Origin of the sequence: Dactylosporangium sp. CA-139066 (assembly GCF_050936175.1) — a bacterium.
GTDB lineage: Bacteria > Actinomycetota > Actinomycetes > Mycobacteriales > Micromonosporaceae > Dactylosporangium.
This window is the reverse complement of record NZ_JBNJNH010000001.1, coordinates 9472938-9494764: the sequence shown is the minus strand read 5'-3', so window position 1 is coordinate 9494764 and position 21827 is coordinate 9472938. Positions and strand designations below refer to the sequence as shown.

The window sequence follows — 21827 nt, the reverse complement described above, 5'->3', positions numbered from 1 at the left end:
TCCTTTCTCCCATCCGTCCTTCACCCGACCGAAAATGTCGTACCCCTCTGGCACAGTGACGACATGGAGATGGGTCGCCACATCGACGCCCTTGAGCGAGCCGGCCTCGATTTCGTCGACGCCGCCGAGAAGGCCGGTTTCGACGCCCAGGTTCCGACATGCCCGGAGTGGACGGTCCGCGAGCTGGTCCACCACGTCGGCTACGTCCACCGCTGGGCGGCCGCCTACGTCCGCGACGCCCGCACCACGGTCCTGTCCGACGAGGAGGAGGAGATCGCGGTCGGCCCGATGCCGCCCGACGAGGACCTCATCGACTGGTTCCAGACCGGCCACACGTCCCTGGTCGACCTGCTGCGCACCGCGCCCCCGTCCACGCCCTGCTGGCACTTCCTCCCCGCCGACTCCCCGCTCGGCTTCTGGGCCCGCCGCCAGGCCCACGAGACCACCATCCACCGCGCCGACCTGCAGGGCGCAATCGGCGACATCGCCGGCGTCGACGCCGACCTCGGCATCGACGGCATCGACGAGCTGCTGATGGGCTTCTACGGCACCCGCGGCGGCCGCCTTCGCTGCGACCGCCCATGCACGCTGGCCGTCCACGTCACCGACGGCGCCCGCGCCGAGGGCCCGCACTCGTGGACGGTCACGATGTCCGCGAAGGGCGCGTCGCTGTCCCGCGGCGCTTCAACGGCGACGGACTGCACGCTGCGCGGGGCCGCCAGCGACCTGTATTTGGCACTGTGGAACCGCCGCACCACTTCAGACCTGGACGTGGACGGCGACGTGTCCGTCTTGGGGGTGTGGCGGGAGCGGGCGACGATTCGCTGGACGTGAGCGGTTGGTTCTTTTCTCCGGGGGGTGGGGGGCCGGGGGGAAGTGTGCTCTCTCTGCTGGGCGGTGTTTGGGTAGTGGTTGCGGTCGTGGGTCCTGTTGCGGCTCGTCGTGCGGTTTGATGGCGGTGTTTGGGTAGTGGTTGCGGTCGTGGGTCCTGTTGCGGCTCGTCGTGCGGTTTGATGGCGGTGTTTGGGTAGTGGTTGCGGTCGTGGGTCCTGTTGCGGCTCGTCGTGGGGTTTGATGGCGGTGTCCGGGCATTTGGTTCCGGTCGTAGGGCTCGTTGCGGGCCGCTGGGGCTATTGGCGCCTCGCGTCGATGGAAGCTGGTTCGGGACCGTAAGAAAGCCGCGGACCGTGAGCCGGATTTGGCCCCACCGCCTACGGTCTGGGCCACCGACTGATGACCCGCGCGGTCCCGGCGGCGGCAGGCGGCCCGGAGGAATGTCCGGTGGGCAACGACGGACCCGGACCACGCTTATACGGTTAGCGGGCTGCCGGAGGCGCCCGCCACCATCGGCCGAGCGTTGTTTGTCAGCCCCTCGTCCAAGTGAATCCGCGGTCTTGCCACAACGGCCCGCAGCGACCGCGCACCCATGGACGGAGCACGTTGCCTCGGCCGTGTAAGAGCAATCGACCGACCAGTGCCACGTCTCCATTCATGAGGAATATGCGGTGGCCTCGCGTAGTGCATTTTCGAACCAACCTGCGGCGGCGAAGGACGCCTATTCTCGCTGCCATCCGGTCGCCGCGGTGTCGCATCGACCGGTCGGCGCGCTCGTGGCGGTGCCGATCGACGGTTTTCGGCATCGTTCGGTCGAGCGGCATCCTGCGCCTGCTGCGGCACGGACTCGAGGTCGTCCGGGCCGGTGTCGGCCACGAGGCGTTCGGCCTGCTCAGGTGCCATCTCCGGCGGCGCCGGCTCGTGAAGCGAACCGTCCGGCTGATCGTCTGACGCGGCCGCCAACCGGGCGCGTGCGTGGGCGTGGCGCAGCTGTTCGGCATGTCGGCGGGCCAAGCCCCAGGCTCGCTGCCGCGCATGTTCCCGACGGAACCGTTTCACCCAAGGGAGAATAACGACGCGACCTCTTCCGGTCGCGCATGGCAGCCAATTCAGTGCCGGTGAACAACTGCAGCTGCGTGTGTCCTGAACGTGGAGGAGGTTCGGTAGGTCGAGCTTTGGAAGCGGTGCTGCACGGAAGATGAAGGTTGTTGGCCCTTCGGAGTCGCCCGGCGGCGGGAGGCTTCAAACCACCTCATGCTGCGTTGGCTGAAGACCGTCGTGGTGAGCGATGAGGAAAAGGCGCCCGAGAGGTGTCAGGTAGGGATCAGGAAGACGAACGTAAGTGAATCGTTGCTGACGTGTCGAAACAATTACAGACGACATCGAAACCGGGGTGTGCAGCTGATCCCGGGATGAGCCTGGCGGGTGTGCCGCTTTCTGGCCAGGCGGTGTCCGGCATGGAGACGACGTGAGCCTGGTCTGCGGCTTCCGTGTGGAACAGGAGAAGGCGTGCCCGGATACGCCGTGCTCGTGCGGGCAGGGGAGAGGGAGTGTCCCAAGCGGCGACACCGTAAGGGATCGAGTACCGATGCCGGGTGCGCTGGCGGACCGGCCCGTAGTAGTGGTGAGGGCCCTGTAATGGGGCTGGAGCGAAGGGGCCGGGTTGTCCGTGGCTGGTCTGTCCGATCAACCGGATGTTCTCCGGAAGGAGTCGCGTGGGCGAGCTGAAAGCAGCAGACAAGCCGTTTCAGATTTCGAAGCGGGCAGTCTGGGAGGCGTGGGAGAAGGTCAAGGCGAACAAGGGCGCGCCCGGTGTGGACGGACAGACGATCGAGCAGTTCGAGGCGGATCTGAAGAACAACCTGTACAAGATCTGGAATCGGATGTCCTCGGGGTCGTACTTCCCACCACCGGTGCGTGCGGTGGAGATCGAAAAGGCGCATGGGGGCGGCACGAGAATCCTTGGCGTGCCGGCCGTGTCGGATCGCGTCGCGCAGACGGTTGTGGCTATGGAGTTGGAGCGGAAGGTCGAACGGGTCTTCCACCCGGATTCCTATGGCTATCGGCCAGGGCGCTCCGCACTCGACGCCGTGGCTACCTGCCGGACACGGTGCTGGAAGACGGACTGGGTGATCGATCTGGACATCCGCAAGTTCTTCGACAGCGTGCCGTGGGACCTGGTTGTCAAGGCTGTCGAGGCGAACACCGACCTGCCGTGGGTGGTGCTGTATGTCAAACGGTGGTTGCATGCACCGCTGGCACTACCCGACGGGTCGTTGCAAGCCAGAGACCGGGGAACTCCACAGGGGTCCGCGGTCTCACCTGTGCTGGCGAATATGGTCCTGCACTATGCGTTCGACATCTGGATGGCCCGGCAGTTCCCCGGCGTCACCTTCGAACGCTATGTGGACGACGCGGTAGTGCACTGCGTCAGCCAGGCTCAGGCACGGCATGTGCTGGCGGCGCTGCAGGAACGGATGCGTGAGGTCGGCTTGGAACTGCATCCGGACAAGACCAGGATCGTGTACTGCAAGGACAGCAACCGGCGCGGCTCCTACGAGCACACCGCGTTCACGTTCCTCGGGTACACGTTCCGAGGTCGGGAAGTACGGCCCAAGACCGGCAAGCGGTTCACCGGGTTCAACCCGGCGATCAGCAGCGACGCCTTGAAGAGGATCAGTCGTCAGGTGCGGTCCTGGCGGCTGCATCGGCACACCCAGATCTCCGAAACGGACCTCGCAGCATGGGTCAACCCCAAGGTGCGAGGCTGGATGCAGTACTACGGCGCCTTCTACCGTTCAGCGCTGTATCCCCTCCTGACGCGTATCAACGCCTACGTGATGCGCTGGCTCCGCAAGAAGCACAAACGGCTGCGCGAACGAAAGAGAGCACAGGAAGCCTGGACCCGAGCCGTCACCACAAGGCCCCGGTTCTTCGCCCACTGGGCTTGGGTGAACACCGTTCCCGCGGTCTGGTGACCAGGGCAACAAGAGCCGTATAACGAGAGATCGTTACGTACGGTTCTGTGAGAGCCGGGGGCTGAAATGCCCCCGGCTACTCGACCGCATAAACTCATTGTCCCAAAACCCCGCCGCAACCGCTGACCCGACCAATATTCGCAATCTCAGATGGTGCACAACGGGCTTACTCAGGGGAGAGCAGGTTCGACAAGGACTTGGCTAGGAGGGCGACCCGGCGGTCGTCGTCGTGGGTAAGGCGGCGCAAGGTGGGCAGCGCGATGGTGCCCGGCATCTCGGCGAGGGCCTGGGTCAGGCGGATCCGGGACGGTGGGTCCGCGGTGGAGAGTTCGTCGACCAGTGCGCTCATGATCCGGTCCGCCCACGTCGGGTCCCGGGCCAGGGTGCCCAGGAGTTCGGCGGCCTCGACGTCGTTCGTGCCCTCGACCACCATGGCGAGCAGCGTCGGCACTGCCTCGGTCACGCCGCGGGCGGCCAGGGCGAGCGCGGCGGGGCGGCGGATCGTCGGGTCCGGGTCCTCGAGTGCTTCGGTGAGTCGCGCGGTTGCCTCGTTGTCGGGGAGTTCGGCCAAGGCCAGGACCGCGCGCCGGCGGACCTCGGGGTCGGTGGCGGTCAGGCCCGAAGCGAGGCTTGGCACGACGTCGCCGCCGGCCCGGGCGAGGGCCCAGCGCAGGGCGCCGGCGACATTCGGATCCGATTCGGTGAGGACGGCTCGGGCGATCAGGTCGGCGGGGACCGACGTGGGCTCGCCGGAGGCCAGGACGGCCTGCTGGCGGCGAGCGGCGTTCGGCGATGCCAGGCCGTGCAGGAGCTCCACGATGCGGGCGACGTCCGGCCAGCCGGCGGGCTCGGCCGCGCCGACCGTGCGGAGGCGTTCGAGGAGCTCCTGCTCCCGGTGGAGGCGTTCCTCGCTGCGGCGGATGAGGTCGCCGACCAGCGTGGACGGGGCGAAGCCGGGGTCGTCCAGCGTGCGGGCGATCTGGCGCAGCGACAGGCCCAGGGACCGCAGGCCCTCCACGTAGAAGATCCGCCGGACGTCCTCGACGGTGTACTCCCGGTACCCTCCCACGGTCCGGCCCGTCGGGCGGACCAGGCCGAGGGAGTCGTAGTGCCGCAGCATCCGGGCGCTCACCCCCGAGCGGCGCGCGACCTCGCCGATCAGCACGTCGTGGTCTCCGAGCGGTCGGGGCCGAGCGCGGCGACCCGTCTCGCCTCGTGGACGGCGAGGTCGAACGCGGCGTCCGGGTCGCGCACGAGGCGCTGCGTGGCGGCGGCGTGCGCGCGCACCGGCGGCGGGCCGTCGGTCAGCGCCGCGGCCAGGACCGGCTCGACCACGTCGCCGAGGGCGACGAGGGCGCGGCTCAGGCTCAGCTGTACCTCCCGGTCGCCGCGGCCGAGCTGGGTGGCCAGCTCCGCGGCCAGCGCGGCCCGCTCGCCGTCGGGCACGAGCACCACGGCGGTGCGCCAGGCGGCCCGCGCGACCTCGTCGTCGGCGTCGCGCAGCAGCGAACGCGTGATCGCGGGCCACGCGGTGCCGTCGCCGATCTTGGACAGCGTGTGCAGCGCCTGGCTGCGGGCCTGTGGCCGCTCGGAACGCAGCGCCTCGCGCAGCTTCGGGATCGTGACCTGCGGCGGGAGGCGGGTCAGCGCCCACGTCAGCATGTCGCGCACGAAGAAGTCCGGCTCGACCGCGCACCGGGCCACGAGCGCGTCGGCGAACGCGGGCTCCGGGTGCGTGCCGATCGCCAGGGCCGCCTTCAGCCGGGTCGAGGCGCTCCCGGCGGCCAGCGCGTCGAGCTGTGGGTACGAGTTCATGGCAAACCACCTCCGAACGCCAGTCAAAGCCTTGTCACAGTGACAATGTCAAGGCGCCGAGGTCACGCGAGGCCCGCGTACCAGCGGCGGTGTACCCACGGTTCGACGGCGAGCACGCCGGTCGCGGCCAGGATCGCGCAGCCGGCGGTGATGAGGTCGCGGGCCGTCCAGGCGGCGGCGAGCCCGGCCGCGACGGTGACCCAGGGGCGCACAACGGTCAGCGGGCCGAGGCCCAGCAGGATGAGGATCGTCGCCGGGCGCCGGGGCAGGACCAGGTAGCCGACGCTGGACGCCAGCGTGACGGCGGCGAAGGGGCCGATGACCCACAGCATGGCGGAGCCGGCGCGGGTGAGGTCGGCGTAGCGGGCGGCCGGGTCGGGCGCGGCGGCCAGCGCCGCGCCGCGGATGAGGGCCAGGGCGCCGAGCACGGCCGCGCCGGCGGCGAGCCCGCGCCGCATTGCGGCGACGTAGTAGCCGCGCCTGCGGATGCGGCCGTTGCGGCCGGTCGCGGCGCGGTACCCGGCCAGCAGCCCGTCGACGGCGGCGATCGAGGCGAGCAGCGCCGGTACGGCGACCCTCACCATGGCCGCGGCGCCGGCCGGGCCTCGCCGACCAGGTGGCGCGCGGCCGGCCCGAGGGCGGCTCGCAGCGCCGGCGCGTCCTGCGGCCGGACGCCCAGGATCGGCCGGATCGAGGCGCAGAACGGGTTGCTGTGGTGGGTGGGGCGGTAGAGCAGCGGCACCAGGCCGGAGGCCGACCCGGCGGCGGTCACGAGGTCGTGGTCGGCGTGGGCGCGGCGGGCCGAGGCGACGCCGTCGTGGCGGCCCAGTGGCTCGCGCAGTGCGGCCGCGATCCGCGCGCCGCGCCGGTCACCGGCCGCGCGAAGCGCCGCGATCACCTCGTCGCGCCGCACCGGCAGCCGCGCCCCGGTCGTCACGTCGTGACGGACGACGAGATCGGAGATCTCCAGGATCGGCACGCGAGTACGGTACCGGGCTGACCGGCGTGGCGACGGGCCTCGACCGGGCGCGGCGCGACCTGGGTGACGGCGCGGCCCTAGGCCTCTTCCGGGATCGGGGCGCTGCCGCCCCGGCGCAGCAGCGTGGACGGCAGGCGGCGCAGCTGGTCGCGGGGGACCACCAGCGGGACGTAGACCAGCAGGCCCACCGTGCCGCCGGCCAGGAGCTGGACCACCGGGTAGGGCCCGGTGAAGTGGGCCACCACGGCCGCCACGGCGGCGGCCAGAACGGTGGACAGCAACGGGCGGACCAGGGGCGGGCCCATCGGGCGCAGCGCCACCTTCGCGCGCTGCAGGGCTATCGCCGTCAGGGGTACGCCGACCAGCAGGCCTATGCCGGTCTGGGCGATCGCGGCGCCGTTGATGCCCAGCGACTCCGTGGCGATCCACAGCGCGGGGACCAGGGCGATCGACCAGCCGAGGTAGATCCACAGCGTGGACCGGGTGGCGCCGGCGCCCATCAGGGCGTCCATGGCCAGGCCGGTGACCATGCGCACGAATGTCAGGCCCACCAGCAGCATCAGGGCCGGGCCGGCCGGGGACCACTTGCCGCCGTAGAGCAGGGTGACGAGCGGGGTGGCCAGTACCGACATCAGCGCGATGATGGGGGCGACCACGCTCACCAGCATGGGTATGTACTTGTGGACGCCCTGGGCCAGGGCTCTGTCGTCCGTCTCGGAGAGGCGGGAGAAGCCGGCCACCGAGACGTACCGGATGGCGGTGCCCAGGATCGTCTGCGCCCACATCGACATGTTGAACGCCAGCACGTAGAAGCCCAGCTGCTCCTGGCCGCTGATGCGCCCGACGATGGCCAGCTGGACGTTCATCACGATCGCCTCGATGCCGAGGCTCACGGCCAGGGGGAAGCCGTACTTGAGCAGCTTCTTGGCGATCTCGCGGTTGTAGCCGAAGCGCAGCGGGACCTTCGCGAAGATGGTCGTCAGGAGGCCGCCGACGACGGCGCCCGCGACCTGGCCCCAGGCGAACGCGTACGCGTGGGCGCCGGCGATCGCGAGCCAGATCGAGACCACGATCTGGAAGCCGAGGCCGACCGTATTCGCGATGATCATTTTGTCTTGCCGGAACTCGCGCATCAGCGCCGCGCTGCGGACCGCGGTCAGGCCGTCGATGACGATGACGACGGTCAGCAGGCGCACGACTCCCACGGCGTCGGCCTCGCCCGAGAAGGCCGAATAGGCGGGGGCCGTGACGTAGAAGATGCCGTAGACGACGACGCCGAAGACGGCGGCCAAGGTGGCCGCCGTCGGCGCCATGTCCTCCAGCTTGCCGCGCCACTGGACCACGGCGGCGATCAGGCCGACATCGTTGATGTGCATGAGCACGGCGAGGGCCGCGGTGGCGATGCCGAAGGTGCCGTAGTCCGACGGTTCCAGCAGGCGGGCCAGCACGAGGCCCATCGCGAACGAACCGACCTTGGCGCCCAGGGTGCCGACCAGGCTCCACTTCAGGCCGCGTCCAGCCTTGTCGCCGATCTCGGTCTGGATCAGCTGGATTTCTTCGGTATTGGTCACTCAGCAGCTCTCTGCACCGGGATCTTGTTGGGATCCGCTCCGCCGCCGCTGCCCTCCTCGATCTTCTCGAGCCACGCTTCACGCCAGTAAGGGGTGATGGCGCGAGGGCAGTTTGCGTTCAACGCACCCTCGCATATGACGCCCTCCAGAACAAGGCAAGGGCTCTTCATGTGGATCATTCGACCCGTGTTCTCATCCACGATGTGGTCGATCCGGCGGGCGATTCGGGCCGTTCGGCCACACTGCCTGGCCATCTCGGCATCGAAACCCATACCCCGGTTGAGGAGCTGCTCGTTCAGCGTGGGCTCGATCTCCTTGCGGGACAGCACCCGCACGAGGTCGCCGGGCTGCAGTCCCTTGTGGACGTCCGGGGTCTTGCCGACCGCGCGGCCCTTCAGGAAGCCCCAGTGGCGGCCGCCGCGGTGGCGGGCCCACTTGGGCAGGACCTTGGCGCTGAGGCCCTGGAACCGGTTGTACATGCCGGCGCCGACCGCCCGCATCGACCACAGCACGCCGACGTTGCCGGTGCGCACGTCGGTGACGAACTGGCCCAGCTGCATGAGCGGAAGCACCTCGGGCGCGGAGCGCAGCAGCTCGGTGGCCTGGCACTTGTAGCGCTCGGCGCCGTCCTCGAAGCGCGGGCCCCGGGCGTTGAGCGTGATGAGCGGCAGCAGCCGGGCGTCCTCGGGCGCCTCGGCGGTGACCTGAGGCTCGCCGTCGGCGACCTTCTTCAGCCACGCCGTCTTCCAGAAGATCATGCATGCGGCCTGGCACCCGCCGTGCGCGCCGCCGTCGCAGCGCACGCCCTCCAGGTGCACCGCGTTGTCCATTTTGCGGATGCCTGAGCGGGTGAGCGTGTCGCAGGTCTTGTGGGCCGATTTGTACACCCGTAGCCGCTGTCCGCAGTACCTCAGCATTTCGGGCATGAATTGCAGCGACTCGTATTCGCCGTTGGCGTCGAGAGTGGCGAGAATCTCCTCCTGGCTGAGCACCTCGACCAGGTCGCCGGCCCGCAGGTTCAGCGGTTCGCGCTGGACCGATGTTTGCGTGTGCAAGGTCAGACCGCCTCCGTCAGTGGCCCGCGGCCCGCGCCGCGGTAGCCCTACCGAACTCACCCTCTAATCACCCCGGCATCCGTTACGGGAGGCCGACTTGCGACCATCGCCGTCTGCCTCCGGCGCCCGGGCCCGCGGCAGCTTACTCGCTGGAGTTGATTCGTCACGATGAAGCCCGCCGCCGGCCTCGCCGTTGATACCGAACGGGTCCCGCGTCCTCCGGAAAAAACGACATTCCGCGCCGCGGACGACTGATGTCCGGCCGTTATCCGACACTGGACGGGCGTACTCTACGCACGGAAGAACCGCCCTCCGAGAATATGACAAATTTATGACGGAGTTGCCAGTCTTCCGGTCCGCCCGGCCGTCGGCTAGGTTCTCCGCGGTTCTCGGGATCCGCCAAAACCGGCACATGGGGGTCTGGTGACTGCGCAAAAACGCCCATTCCACTTCATCACGTCCATGCCGCGCCTCACGATGCCGTTGCCCGGCTGGCGCGATCGGGTCCGGCGAATCGAGGACCTGGGATTTCACACCGTCGCGATCGCCGATCATGTCGGCGACGGCTGGTCGCTGGACCCTATGACGATGATGACGATCGCCGCGGAGGCGACGACCACGCTGCGTGTCTCCACGATTGTGCTGTGCAACGACTTCTACCATCCGTTCTTCCTCCACCGCTCGATCAGCAACCTGGACATGCTCTCGGAAGGCCGGGTGACGCTGGGGCTCGGTGCCGGGTGGCGGCCGGATGACTATGCGGTTACCGGGCTGAGGTTCGACCCGGCGCCGGTGCGCATCGCCCGGCTCGCCGAGTCGATCGCCGTCCTCAAGGGCCTCTTCTCCGGCGAGCGCTTCACGTTCGAGGGTGAGCATTTCCACATCACCGACGCCCTGGGCGCGCCCCGGCCGGTCCAGGCGCCGCACCCGCCGATCATGATCGGCGGCGGCGGGCGGCGCATGCTTCAGCTGGCCGGCCAGGAGGCCGACATCGTCGGCATCAACCCGCCGCGGCTGAGCGACCGCGCCACCCCGGAGGAGATGGCGCGGGAGATCTCGGCGGCCGGCCTGCGTGACAAGGCCGACATCGCGCTCGCGGCGGCGGCCGCGGCCGGGCGCGACCCCGAGGCCGTGCTGTTGCAGACAAACCTGCTCGAGCTCCGGCTGAGCGACGGGGCCGGCGGCACCGCGAGCCGCTCGACCTCCGATCTGGTCAACTGGCTGCCCGAGGCGGCGCTGGAGAAGTCGCCGCTGGTCGTCCACGGTGACGTGGAGCGCTGCGTCGATGCCCTGCTGGAGCTGCGCGAGACGACCGGGATCACCGAGATCCATGTCGGTCGCGATCCCGAGGGGGTCGCGGAAATCGTCAAACGCCTGGCCTAGATCGGCCTTAATGGAAATATAAGGCGGCACACAACTGCGGCTAACTGCGATATCGAAGATCAGCGCTGCGCAATCATGTCGGCACTTCCCGCAGTCGAGAATGCGGGTATGGTGGTCCGCGGCCTTCACCAATCGAGCCCAAAGCGCGAATGGGACAAGGAGCAGCGATGCACAGAACGTTACGGTTCGCCACGGCCGCCGCGGCGTGCGGGATTCTCATCACGAGCCTCGCGGCCTGCAAGGACGGCCTGGCCACGGCGGGCGGTGGCGCGACACCACCTCCCTCGGCGTCCGCCGAGGCCTCGGCCGGCGCCGGGATCGGTGCCGGTGCGTCGGCGAGCCCGTCGGCCCCGGCGAGCGCCTCGGCCAGCCCGACGCCGAAGAAGCCGACGACGTCCGCGCCGCCCGGTGGCGGTGGCGGTGGCGGGGACAGCACCGGTGGCCCACGCACGTCGGGCAAGCCCGACGCGAGCAGCACGGGCGTGCGGCCGGGCACGCAGCTGACCGTGGTCAACGGTGACCAGACCTACTCGACCGACGGCCAGGTCATCAGCGGCAAGGACTTCCACGGCTTCGTCAAGGTCACCGGCAAGAACATCCGGTTTGTGAACTGCATCTTCCGCGGGCGCGCCACCAGCAGCAACGCCGCGCTGCTGGACACCAACCGCGGCACCGGCACGGTCGTGGAGGACTCCGAGTTCGTGCCGTCCAACCCGTCCGCGACGATCAACGGCATCGACGCCAACAACGTGAGCGTCTACCGGGCCAACATCCACGGCAGCGTCGACGGCGTGCAGACCGGCAGCAACGTGCTGATCCAGGACTCCTACATCCACGACATGCACTGGTTCGCCAGCGACCCCAACCAGGGTGGCGGGCCGACGCACAACGACGGCGTGCAGGGCTTCCTGGGCGACAGCAACGTGGTGCTGCGGCACAACAACATCGACATGTCCACGACCAAGGACGGCAACGCCGCCTTCCAGGACTCGGCCAAGAACTCGCGGGTCGAGGACAACTGGCTCGACGGCGGCGGCTGCACGCTGAACTTCTCCCACGTGAACGCCCCGCTGGGCGGGATCGCGATCGTGAACAACCGGTTCGGCCGGCACTCGGGTTACGTCAACTGCCCGATTTTGGTGAGTACGCAGGTGACGCTGAGCGCAATTTCAGGAAATGTCTGGGCCGACAACGGCCAGCCAATTCCGGCGCCGCAGCGCCACGATTAAGCGCGACCTAAAGAATGCGAAGGGCCCCGCGGGACGACCGCGGGGCCCTTCGTTTGTCACGTGGAATCAGTAGGCGCCGGTGCCCCGGATCACCGCGGTCGCCGTGCGGGCCAGGATGCGCAGGTCCAGCAGCGGCGACCAGTTGTCGACGTAGTTGAGGTCCAGGCGGACCGACTCCTGCCAGGACAGCTCCGAGCGGCCGGAGACCTGCCACAGGCCGGTCATGCCCGGCTTGACCAGCAGCCGCCGGCGCACGTCGTCGTCGTAGCCGGCGACCTCCCGCGGCAGCGGCGGGCGCGGGCCCACCATCGACATCGTGCCGTTGATGACGTTGAGCAGCTGCGGCAGCTCGTCCAGCGAGGTGCGGCGCAGGATCGCGCCGACCTTGGTCACCCGCGGGTCGCGCTTCATCTTGAACAGCACGCCGTCGGCGCCGTGCTGGTTGAGGTGCTCGATCTCGTCCCGCTTCTTGTCCGCGTCCTTGACCATGGTGCGGAACTTGTAGCAGGTGAACTCCTTGCCCCTGGTCCCGACGCGGGTCTGGCGGAACAGGGCCGGGCCGGGCGTCGTCGTGCGGATCATGATCGCCATGACGAGCATGAACGGGCCGGCCAGGATCAGCAGGAGCGTGGCCATGAGCCGGTCGAGCGCGTTCTTGATGGCGCGCTGCGGGCCGGTCAGGATCGGCGCCCGCACGTGCAGCAGCGGGCCGCCGCCGCTCGGGAGCACCGCGACCCGCTCCGGGGCCACCTCGGGCAGGGCCGGGGCGACCAGGAGCTCGATCTCGTTGTCGGACAGCTCCCACGCCAGCCGCCGCATCGCGTAGGGGTCCAGCTCCAGCGGCAGCGCGACGAGGACCGCGGTGCAGCCGGCGCCGAGCGCGGTGCCGGCGACGTCCTTCAGGTCGCCGTACACCGGAATCGAATGCGCGGTGATCTTGCGCGCGTCGTCGAGGTCGGTGATGCAGGCGCCGGCGACGCGCAGCCCGTAGGAGCGGTCGCGCCGCAGCGCGGTCAGCAGCCCGACGACGGAGTCCGCGCCGCCCACGAGCAGCGTGCGCTGCCGCACGTACTCCCGTTGCAGCGTGCTCAGCATGGCCACGGTGGCGTAGCGGCCGGCGATGGTCAGCACCGTCGCGACCGGCACCGCCACGATGAGCGGCTTGAGCAGGTACAGCATGTCGAACAGGACGCAGACCGGAGCGACGACGGCGACGGCGACGACGGCGGCGCGGAGGGTCCGGTAGATCATGCCGGTGCGGTTCTCGAGGAACCACCGGTCGTACATGCGGCAGCTCGCGAGCAGAGCCAGCCAGAACAGCGCGAAACCGGTCACGGAGTACGCCGGCGGGACACCCTCACCGGGGGCGACGAACGCGCCGCCCATCAGGTCCGCGGCCATGAACAGTACGACGGTCGTGATGGCGATCGTGACGGCCAGCACATCGCCGAGGAAGGCGACGAGCAGGTTGCGCCCGGTCGACCTGAGCTGGCGCCGCTGGACTCCAGGGAACGCCGCCATCACCGCGGTCTCGACCGTGGCCGAATCCGCCAGAACCATCCCAACCCCCTTACGTGCCCTGCTCAGATCCACTTATCGAAGGTGAAATGTGGTGACGCACGCCGTCGCGACAGCCGGTGCGCGGTCGACCCCCGGCGGTAAGGTACCGAGGAAGTCGCATAGCCGGTACCGTCGTGCCGCATTCCCGACGTGGCTGAAGGTGCTATTGACACCGCCCGTGCAGGACCTTTGCCGGAACCGTCGTCCAATAAGGGAAAAAAGGACAAGACGCCGCGACTGAATCCCGATCGCCATCCGCCGTGCGCGGTTAACTTCCGGGGTAATCACGCTGTGTCGCCTTAATAGAGTTCTATGGTGGACCTAAAGATCGCAAAGTGATGATCGGCAATGCCACCTGGGGGGTCCGGCCAGGCCGGGCGCATGATCACTGTAAGCACCCTCATGATCACCGTCCGTTCAGCGTTCGTCACGCAGTGCGTTGCCTTAAACCGAGCGTCGCCGTCAAGCCGGGTCACCGGGCCGCACTGGCTCTTTGCGCTTCCACCTTGTTACCGCCTGCCCGCCGAATGGTCCAACGGGGGCAATAGAGCAAGGGATGTTTGAATGCATGAGCACAAATTGCTGGCCGGGCTTTGCTGCGCCGCCTTTGGGAGGATAGCAGCGTCCGGCCAGGTGGCGGCAGGTGGACCCGAGGCAACTTCGTGTCCAGATTCTACGTTTTAGCAGCTCCCACCGCCCGATGGTCGGGATCTGAATCGACCCCGCGGCGGACTTCTGGCGGTACTTTCGGCCAAATCACCCGCGCCGCCGGTACTATCCCGGGCGTGGGAGCAGCTCGTGAGAGCAGTGGTAGCAGAACAGCGCCCGTCGTCAGCATCGTCACCGTCTCGCACAACGCCCGGGAGAGCCTGCTCAAGGGCCTGGCCGCCCTGCAGGCGGGCACCGAGGTGCCGGCCGAGCTGATCGTCGTGGACAACGGGTCGACCGACAACACGGCGGCCGCGGTGCGCCACGCCTTCCGCGGGGTGTCCCTGGTGCGCCGGGAGGCGCCGCTGCACCCGCTGGCCGCGGCCAACCTCGGCGCGGCACAGGCCGGCGCGCCCTGGCTGTTACTGCTGGACCCCGGACTCGAGCCGGTCGGCGACGCGATCCGGACCCTGCTCGAGTACGCCGGCGGCCACCCCGAGTGCCGCCTCTACACCGGGCGCACGATGCGCGACGGCTCCGACGACGGCCGCACGGTCGAGGGCACGCCGACGTTCTGGGGCACGGCGTGCGTGGCGGCGAGCCTGCCGTTCGATCCGGAGCGACTGCCCGGGCTCGACCGCGCCATCGGCGGCGAGGTGCCGGCGCTCACGCCGCGGATGCTGCTCGCCGAGCGCGGCCTGTGGGATGACCTCGGCGGCTTCGACGAGCGCCTGCCGGCGGCCGACCTGTCGGTCCGCGCCCGAGCCTTCGGCGCCCGCCCGGTCCTGGTCCCCGACGCGCAGATGGCGTCCCTGACCCCCGCCCCGGCCGCGCGCCGCGTCACCATCGCCGGACTGGCCGAGCGGATGGCGTTCGCACACCGGCACTGGGCGCCGGGCCGGGCCCGGGCCGCCGGCTGGCTGCTCATCGCCGCCGCCCTGGCCCGCTCGTCCACCGGCGAGCCGTGGCGCTCCGCGTGGCAGGACCGGGCCTGGCTGTCCACGATGGACACCGATGTCCCGGTCGCCGCGCCGCACCTGCCGACGCAGCCGTTGCGGTCGGCGCCGGACGCGACGCAGCCGTTGCGGTCGGCGCCGGACGCGACGCAGCCGTTGCGGTCGGCGCCGGACGCCACGCCCCTGTCGAAGGCTCAGCCGTAGCGCGGCGCGCTGCGCGAACGCTGGACGTTGGGGCCGCGCCGGTCGCGGGCCCGCCAGCAGCCGGTGTGCCAGTGCCGCCGGTCGGTCAGGTCGCCGCGCTCGTCGGCCGGCCACGCCACCACGTGGGGCACGCCCGGCGCGATCTCCTGGTCGCAGCCCGGGCACCGGTAGGCCTTGGTCGCCGCCCCGGCCGGGATGTTGCTGACCTGCCACTCGCCGTCGCTCCACGCCTGCACGGCGCCGACGCCCCGCTTGATGCGCTCGAGGTCGAGCGGCGGCGGATCGTCGTCGCGCTTGGGGTGGTTACGCCGGGGTGACACCCTTCAAGCCTATCGGCGCAATCGGCGCAAAGCCTATGGCGGCTTTCAGCGCTTCGAATAGTCGCGGAAACCGCGGCCGACCTTCCGGCCCAGGTAGCCGGCGGTCACCAGGTGCTCCAGCAGGGGAGCGGGGGCGAAGCCGGGCTCGCGCAGCTCCAGGTAGAGCTCCCGCTGGATCGCCAGCGACACGTCCAGCCCGATGACGTCGAGCAGCTCGAACGGCCCCATCGGGTAGCCGCAGCCGAGCTTCATCGCGTTGTCGATGTCGTCGGCCGTCGAGTAGGAGGCCTCGACCATCTTGACGGCGTCGTTGAGGTACGGGAACAGCAGCGCGTTGACCACGAACCCGGACCGGTCGGCGCACACCACCGCGTGCTTGGCCAGCGCCCGGCAGAGCGCCGTGGCCGTGGCCACCGTCGCGTCGGAGGTGCGGATCGTGCGCACCACCTCGACCAGCCCCATGACCGGGGCCGGGTTGAAGAAGTGCAGGCCCACCACGTCGGCCGGGCGCTCGGTGGCCACCGCGAGCTCGATCACCGGCAGGCTCGAGGTCGTCGTGGCCAGCACCACGCCCGGCTTGCAGATCTCGTCCAGCGAGGCGAACAGCGCCTTCTTGACCGACAGCTCCTCCACGACGGCCTCGACGACGAGGTCGACGTCGGTGAGGTGCTCGATCGTGGCCGACCAGGTCACCCGGCCGACGGCGGCGTCGCGGTCGGCCTCCGTGAGCTTGCCGCGCACGACCCCCTTGTTCAGCGACGTCTTGAGCGCCTCGCAGGTGCGCCCGGACTGCTCGGCGCCGCGGGTCACCGAGACCACCTCGAGGCCGGCCCGGGCGAAGACCTCGATGATGCCGGTGGCCATGGTGCCGGAGCCGACGACGCCGACCTTCGCGATGGTGCGGGCCGCGTCCGCCGCCTCGGCGTCGGGCCGCGGCGTGGCCTCGTCGGCCACCACGACCGGCGAGCCGGGCTTCTCGTAGGTGTAGAAGCCGCGGCCGGACTTCCGGCCGAGCAGGCCCGCGGTCACCATCTGCTTGATGAGCGGCACCGGGGCGTGCCGGCGGTCGCGGCCGCCGCGGCGGTACATCGTGTCGAGGATCTCGTAGGCGGTGTCGAGCCCGATGAGGTCCATGAGCGCGAGCGGCCCCATCGGCAGCCCGCACCCCAGCTTCATGGCGGCGTCGATGTCCTCGCGGGTGGCGTACTTCGCCTCGAGCATCGACACGGCCTGGTTGAGGTAGCCGAACAGCAGCGCGTTGGCGATGAACCCGGCCCGGTCGTTGATCGTGACGTCGACTTTGCCCAGCCGGGCGCACAGCGCCTCGATGTCGGTGACGACGTCCTCGGCGGTGACGACCGTGCGCACGACCTCGACCAGCTTCATCACCGGCGCCGGGTTGAAGAAGTGCATGCCGACGACCTGGTTGGGCCGGCTCGTGGCGACCGAGATCTCGGTCACCGACAGGCTGGAGGTGTTGGTGGCGAGGATCGCCTCGGGCTTGCACACGCGGTCGAGCTCGGCGAAGAGGCGCTGCTTGAGGTCGAGGTGCTCGGGCACGGCCTCGATGACGAGGTCCGCGCCGGGCAGCGCGTCCAGGCCCACGGCGAAGGTGACCCGGCTCAGCAGGGCGTCGCGCTCCTGCTCGGAGAGCTTGCCCTTGCGCACGGCGCGCTCGACCGAGCCGCGCAGCGTCGCCTCGCCGCGCTCCAGGGCGCCGGCGCTCACCTCGACGGCGGTGACGGCGACCCCGTTGCGGGCGAAGACCTCGACGATCCCGGCGCCCATCGTGCCCAGGCCGACCACGCCAACCGATGCAAACTCGCGCGCCATCGCACGGACCTCCCAAACGACCGCTCAAGTTACCGGCGAGTCTGCCATGCCGGAACCGGTCGGTCCCCCAAGGTGTGGGGAACTCCTCGCCCTCTACCGCGTGGGCGTCTTGTTGTTGTCGAGGAACCAGCGCGTGGTCGAGGTGCGCACCTCGCGGGCCGGGTGGGTGAGCCGCCAGACCGTGCCGCACATGCCGCAGGTCAGCGCCAGGATCATCGTGTAGGTGCTGAACGCCCACGAGTCGAACGTGCCGGCCACGACGATGGCGATGAGCTGCGTGGAGATCAGTGCCGCGCAGAGGTGCTTGTCCTCGGGCGTGCTCGAGCGCCGGAACGCCAGGAACGCCAGCACGATGCCGGTCAGGTGCAGCAGGGCCAGTGCCGCCGCGCCCACGTAGCCGTTCTGGATGAGCGTGGCCAGCCACTGGTTGTCGAGGATCTGGTACTGCGGCGGCACCCACGTCCCGGTCCCGCGCCCGAACCACGGCCGCTGGTTGATGTAGTGGAACGCCAGCGGATAGCGGTCCGCGCGCACCGTGAAGGCGGGGTTGCTGTCGGGGCTGTCGAACAGGTTGGTCAGGGTGCGCAGCAGGCCCGGGCTGGCCCCGCCGATGACGGCGAGCATGGCGCCGGCCATGACGAGGATGTTGTACCGCGTCCGCCAGGTCCAGATCGGGATGAGCACGATCAGCATCAGCAGGACGGCGAGAATGCCCGTGCGCGAGATGGTGACCGCGTTGCCGCCGGCGAGCATCACGGCCGCGATCGCGGCGATCATCCGGCGCCGCTTGGTGCCCGCGTGCAGGGCGAAGCTCAGCGCGAAGGGCAGGATCAGCGACATCGTGGCGGCGAACTCGATGTAGTGCGTGGTGGTGGACGCCACCCGCACGCCGCCGCCGCGCGCCTCGAAGCCCAGCGCGTCCCAGTGGGCCTGCAGGCCGGGGATGATGATGTACTGCGTGACGTCGATCTTCGTGACGTACTGCGCGATGCCGATGGCGCCGATGATCGCGCCGCAGACCACGAGGACCTTGAGCACGCCGCGCAGGCGGATCCAGTTGGGTATGCCGTCGGCCGCGGTGAGCATGATGCCGGCGAAGATGCCGTACACCAGAATCGTGCGGTCGGAGTTGTTCGCCTCGATGGACGTGAGCCCGCGCATGAAGCCCACGGCGTAGGAGATCAGGGCCGACACCAGCAGCCCCATGAGGGCCCAGCGCATCGGCTGCGGACCGGTCATCGACAGCGTCGGGGTGAACCGGGCCAGCGTCCACCACAGGAACAGCAGCATGCCCATGACGAGCCCGGGCCGGCCGATACCGGTCAACCCGGGCAGCACGTACCGGAACGGCACGAGCAGGACCAGCGCGATCGTCAGGCTGAGCAGCGCCGCCGCGTCGATGCGGCCGACGCGCAGCCGCGTGACGTACGTCCGACCAGAGACGAACGACGGCTCGAAGTCGGCGGCGTGGTAGTCAGCGAATGAGGAGGTCACTGGGGTTCAGTTGGACTTGCCGCGCTTGGCCGTCGGCTTCGGGGGCATCGCGGACAGCGGCAGCACGACCGTCGAGTCGGCGTCGGGGACCCCGCCCTTGTCGGCGCGGTCGCGGCCGTCCCAGTTGGCCGGCCGCTGATACTCGACCGTCAGCCCGGCGTCGCCCGCGGCCTGCCCGGCCGCGGCGCCGGCCACGACGGGCACCTGCCGCGGCGCGGTGCCGCGCGAGCTCGCCGCGCCGTTGACGCCCCGGTCGCCGCGCCCGGCGTCGGTCGGCAGCGGGGACGTGGTGGACGAGTCCAGGTCGTCGTCGTCGAGCTGCTGGCGGCGGCGGGTGTTGCGGCGGCGCAGCCAGGCGTCGGCGCCGACGGTGGCGCCGGCGGTGAGCAGGATGCCGGCCGCGGCCACGGCGATGAGCGCGCGCTTGACCTTCGACGTCGACTTCTTCACGTTGCCGCCGAGGTCGAGCCGCTTGACGGTGATCAGGTTGCCGTCGGTGACGGCGAGCGAGGTCTGCAGGCGGGCGACGCTGTCGGTGAAGATCGTGACGAGCTTCTCCGCGGTGTCGCGGGCCTGGCGGGCCGAGGTACCCGTGATCTCGAAGGTCACCAGCGGCGAGTTGGAGTTCATGGTGACCGTGTAGGTCTCGGCGTAGCCGGTGCGCTTGAACTCGTCGATGATGCTCTGGTCCTGCGCCTGGACGATGGCGGCGTTGCCCAGCGTCTGCAGGCCCTGCCCGAGCCAGGGGTTGAGCTTGTCCTGCCCGATCTGTGCCTGCTCCGGGTTGGTCGCCTTGATGGCGGCCGGCGGCACGAGTTGGACGTAGGCGGTAGCCACGTAGTCGGGCTTCACCTGACTGACCGTCACGCCGGTGATCACGGCGGACAGCAGCAGCAACGGCAACGCGATCTGCCAACGTCGCACGAGCAGCTTTGTGATGTCCCAGAAGTCCAACGTCGTCCTCTCGATGACCGCGCCGCTTCGTGCTGCTACCCCGGGTTTCCGGCTTAACCCCCGAATTTTCGCTAACAGTGTCCGTTCACCGGTGCTGCACGGCAAGAACGGGGCATGCTCGGGGTTGGTCGCGTGCTCGACACCATACTGCCTTGCCGCGAGCGCGCGAATGGCCCTTCGGCTGGGCGAACCCTGTGAATTAAGCTCATGTCGGGTTGCTGACAAACCTTCGTCCGATCAACCGATTACCCGTTCACCGGCCCGCGGACCACGATCGCGTCGGCCCTAGCGGGGCTTTGCGCGCAGACCGCGCCAGGGCAACAAGTCCATTGGAGGGATCCGCCGGTATGCCGACTTCGGTCGTCAACATCACCGTGCACGGAATCGGCCCGACCTGCAGGACGCTCGACCCCGGCGAAGAAGGAACCTGGGTGCGCGTCGACCAGTACGAGCGGGTTCTCGACGCGGCGGTCGGCCGGGACGACGTGCGGATCACATTCGACGACGGCAACGCCTCCGACGTCGAGGTCGGCCTGCCAAAGCTGGTCGAGCGGGGCCTCAAGGCGCAGTTCTTCGTGCTGGCCGGCGAGTTCGGCAAGCCGGGCCGGGTGTCCGTCGACGGCGTCCGGGAGCTGCTCGCCGCGGGGATGTCCGTCGGCTCGCACGGCTGGGCGCACCGCGACTGGCGGCGCATCACCGACGAGCAGGCCCAGGAGGAGCTCGACGACGCGCACCGGGTGATTGGCGAGCTCACCGGCGAGCCCGTGACCGAGGTGGCCGTACCGTTCGGCTCCTACGACCGGATCGTGCTCAACCGGCTGCGCAAGGCCGGCGTGCGCCGCGTCTACACCAGCGACGGCGGCCGCGCGGCCGTCGGGCGGTGGCTGCAGCCGCGCAACAGCATCCGCCACGACCTTGATCCCGAGTGGATCCGCAACGTGTTCGACGGGAGAACGTCGCCGAAGCTCATCGCGCGCCGTATCGCCGCGCGTAATGTCAAACGACTTCGTGGAGCACCGTGACCAGCATCGCGATCGTCATCGTGACCTACAACAGCGCCGAGGTCCTGCAAGGCTGCCTGGCTTCCCTGCCCTCCGAGGGCGTCGACATCACGCGGGTCGTGGTCGTCGACAACAACTCCCGCGACGACTCCGTCGCGATCGCGCTCGCCGCCGCGGACCGGCTGCCGATCCGCTCGGTGCAGACCGGGCGCAACGCCGGCTACGCCGCGGCCGTGAACGCCGGCGTCGCCACGCTCACCGACGAGAAGTACGACGCGATCTGGGTCATGAACCCGGACACCCGGCTGCGCCCGGACACGCTGCGCATTCTTGCCGAAGCGCTGCGCGAGCCCCGGCGGGGCATCGCCGTGCCGAAGATCCTCAACCCGAACGGCACGCTGCAGCCGTCGCTGCGGCGCATGCCGACGGTCGGGCGCGCCCTGGCCGAGGCGGTCGTCGGCGCCCGGGCCGGGCGGATGCGCATCGGCGAGCTGATCACCGACCCGCGCGAGTACGAGCGGGCCCACGCCGCCGTCTGGGCGACCGGCGCGGCGATGCTGCTGTCGGCCGACATGGTCCGTGAGATCGGCGGCTGGGACGAGTCGCTGCTGCTCTACAGCGAGGAGACCGAGTACGCGCTGCGCGCCGCCGACAACGGCTGGTCGCTGTGGTTCGACCCGGGGGCCGTCGTGGAGCACATCGGCGGCGACTCGGGCACCAACCCGAAGCTCGCGGCCCTGCTCGTGGTGAACAAGGTCCGGCTGTTCAAGCGGCGCCACGCGCTGCCGGTCGCGGGCGCGTACTACGCCGCGGTGATGCTCGGCGAGGGCGTGCGCGCCCTGCAGGGCCGGCGCACGTCCCGCGCGACGGTGGCCGCCCTCATGCACCCCAACCGCCCGCCGACCCTCGGAGACTGACATGAGCGGTACGAAGCGAAGCGGAGTGGCCGCGAAAGATAGGCACAGCTTTGGCTCAGGCCGGCGCCGGAGCGCAGCGGAGGCGGCGGCATGAGC

General features: G+C 69.8%; 18 protein-coding genes. 7 read left to right on the top strand and 11 right to left on the bottom strand.

The features are described 5' to 3' along the window. Positions 1 to 63: 63 nt before the first annotated feature. Both ACQEVU_RS43340 and ltrA read left to right on the top strand, forming a co-directional pair. Complete coding sequence (locus tag ACQEVU_RS43340) at positions 64 to 834, top strand: maleylpyruvate isomerase family mycothiol-dependent enzyme (RefSeq protein ID WP_433334338.1); 771 nt, start codon at positions 64 to 66, stop codon at positions 832 to 834. Between the two features lie 1715 nt (positions 835 to 2549). Beyond that, positions 2550 to 3812 carry a group II intron reverse transcriptase/maturase gene (gene ltrA, locus ACQEVU_RS43335; protein WP_433334336.1) on the top strand — a complete coding sequence of 421 codons (1263 nt, stop codon included), beginning with the start codon at positions 2550 to 2552 and terminating at the stop codon, positions 3810 to 3812. 166 nt (positions 3813 to 3978) lie between these two features. Here ltrA and ACQEVU_RS43330 read toward each other — a convergent pair whose 3' ends face one another. The 6 genes from ACQEVU_RS43330 to ACQEVU_RS43305 form a co-directional block, all read right to left on the bottom strand. Further along, entirely contained in the window at positions 3979 to 4977 is a 999-nt protein-coding gene (locus tag ACQEVU_RS43330; protein ID WP_433334334.1) for a HEAT repeat domain-containing protein, read from the bottom strand. Then, positions 4971 to 5627 carry a HEAT repeat domain-containing protein gene (locus ACQEVU_RS43325; RefSeq protein ID WP_433334332.1) on the bottom strand — a complete coding sequence of 219 codons (657 nt, stop codon included), beginning with the start codon at positions 5625 to 5627 and terminating at the stop codon, positions 4971 to 4973. Before ACQEVU_RS43325 ends, ACQEVU_RS43330 begins: the two co-directional genes overlap by 7 nt. Positions 5628 to 5689: 62 nt before the next feature. Then, positions 5690 to 6211: a hypothetical protein gene (locus ACQEVU_RS43320; protein ID WP_433334330.1), complete on the bottom strand. Its 522-nt coding sequence runs from the start codon at positions 6209 to 6211 to the stop codon at positions 5690 to 5692. Further along, positions 6205 to 6606: a hypothetical protein gene (locus tag ACQEVU_RS43315; protein ID WP_433334328.1), complete on the bottom strand. Its 402-nt coding sequence runs from the start codon at positions 6604 to 6606 to the stop codon at positions 6205 to 6207. The genes ACQEVU_RS43320 and ACQEVU_RS43315 overlap by 7 nt, the downstream gene beginning before the upstream one ends. Before the next feature lie 77 nt (positions 6607 to 6683). Then, positions 6684 to 8177, bottom strand: coding sequence for an oligosaccharide flippase family protein (locus tag ACQEVU_RS43310; protein ID WP_433334326.1), 1494 nt, complete (start codon positions 8175 to 8177; stop codon positions 6684 to 6686). Next, positions 8174 to 9169 carry a hypothetical protein gene (locus tag ACQEVU_RS43305; protein ID WP_433334324.1) on the bottom strand — a complete coding sequence of 332 codons (996 nt, stop codon included), beginning with the start codon at positions 9167 to 9169 and terminating at the stop codon, positions 8174 to 8176. Before ACQEVU_RS43305 ends, ACQEVU_RS43310 begins: the two co-directional genes overlap by 4 nt. A gap of 525 nt (positions 9170 to 9694) precedes the next feature. Here ACQEVU_RS43305 and ACQEVU_RS43300 point away from each other — a divergent pair. Beyond that, complete coding sequence (locus ACQEVU_RS43300; RefSeq protein WP_433334322.1) at positions 9695 to 10615, top strand: TIGR03621 family F420-dependent LLM class oxidoreductase; 921 nt, start codon at positions 9695 to 9697, stop codon at positions 10613 to 10615. 167 nt (positions 10616 to 10782) lie between these two features. Next, on the top strand, positions 10783 to 11844 hold the full coding sequence (locus tag ACQEVU_RS43295) for a hypothetical protein (RefSeq protein WP_433334320.1): 1062 nt from the start codon (positions 10783 to 10785) through the stop codon (positions 11842 to 11844). A 66-nt stretch (positions 11845 to 11910) separates the two neighbouring features. On the opposite strand, the gene ACQEVU_RS43290 is transcribed toward ACQEVU_RS43295, so the two are convergent. Then, on the bottom strand, positions 11911 to 13404 hold the full coding sequence (locus ACQEVU_RS43290; protein WP_433334318.1) for a sugar transferase: 1494 nt from the start codon (positions 13402 to 13404) through the stop codon (positions 11911 to 11913). Positions 13405 to 14189: 785 nt separating this feature from the next. Between ACQEVU_RS43290 and ACQEVU_RS43285 the strand changes: the two genes are divergently transcribed. Then, positions 14190 to 15212: a glycosyltransferase family 2 protein gene (locus ACQEVU_RS43285; protein ID WP_433334316.1), complete on the top strand. Its 1023-nt coding sequence runs from the start codon at positions 14190 to 14192 to the stop codon at positions 15210 to 15212. On the opposite strand, the gene ACQEVU_RS43280 is transcribed toward ACQEVU_RS43285, so the two are convergent. The 4 genes from ACQEVU_RS43280 to ACQEVU_RS43265 form a co-directional block, all read right to left on the bottom strand. Continuing rightward, positions 15203 to 15532, bottom strand: a complete 330-nt coding sequence (locus ACQEVU_RS43280) for a hypothetical protein (RefSeq protein WP_433334314.1) — start codon at positions 15530 to 15532, stop codon at positions 15203 to 15205. The genes ACQEVU_RS43285 and ACQEVU_RS43280 overlap by 10 nt on opposite strands. Positions 15533 to 15577: 45 nt before the next feature. Beyond that, on the bottom strand, positions 15578 to 17365 hold the full coding sequence (locus ACQEVU_RS43275) for a 3-hydroxyacyl-CoA dehydrogenase family protein (RefSeq protein ID WP_433334312.1): 1788 nt from the start codon (positions 17363 to 17365) through the stop codon (positions 15578 to 15580). A gap of 93 nt (positions 17366 to 17458) precedes the next feature. Further along, on the bottom strand, positions 17459 to 18859 hold the full coding sequence (locus ACQEVU_RS43270; RefSeq protein WP_433334310.1) for an O-antigen ligase family protein: 1401 nt from the start codon (positions 18857 to 18859) through the stop codon (positions 17459 to 17461). A 6-nt stretch (positions 18860 to 18865) separates the two neighbouring features. Then, positions 18866 to 19783 carry a hypothetical protein gene (locus tag ACQEVU_RS43265; protein WP_433334308.1) on the bottom strand — a complete coding sequence of 306 codons (918 nt, stop codon included), beginning with the start codon at positions 19781 to 19783 and terminating at the stop codon, positions 18866 to 18868. A 377-nt stretch (positions 19784 to 20160) separates the two neighbouring features. On the opposite strand from ACQEVU_RS43265, the gene ACQEVU_RS43260 reads away from it, so the two are divergent. Beyond that, complete coding sequence (locus ACQEVU_RS43260; protein ID WP_433334306.1) at positions 20161 to 20835, top strand: polysaccharide deacetylase family protein; 675 nt, start codon at positions 20161 to 20163, stop codon at positions 20833 to 20835. Further along, complete coding sequence (locus ACQEVU_RS43255) at positions 20832 to 21731, top strand: glycosyltransferase family 2 protein (protein ID WP_433334304.1); 900 nt, start codon at positions 20832 to 20834, stop codon at positions 21729 to 21731. Before ACQEVU_RS43260 ends, ACQEVU_RS43255 begins: the two co-directional genes overlap by 4 nt. Positions 21732 to 21827: the final 96 nt, after the last annotated feature.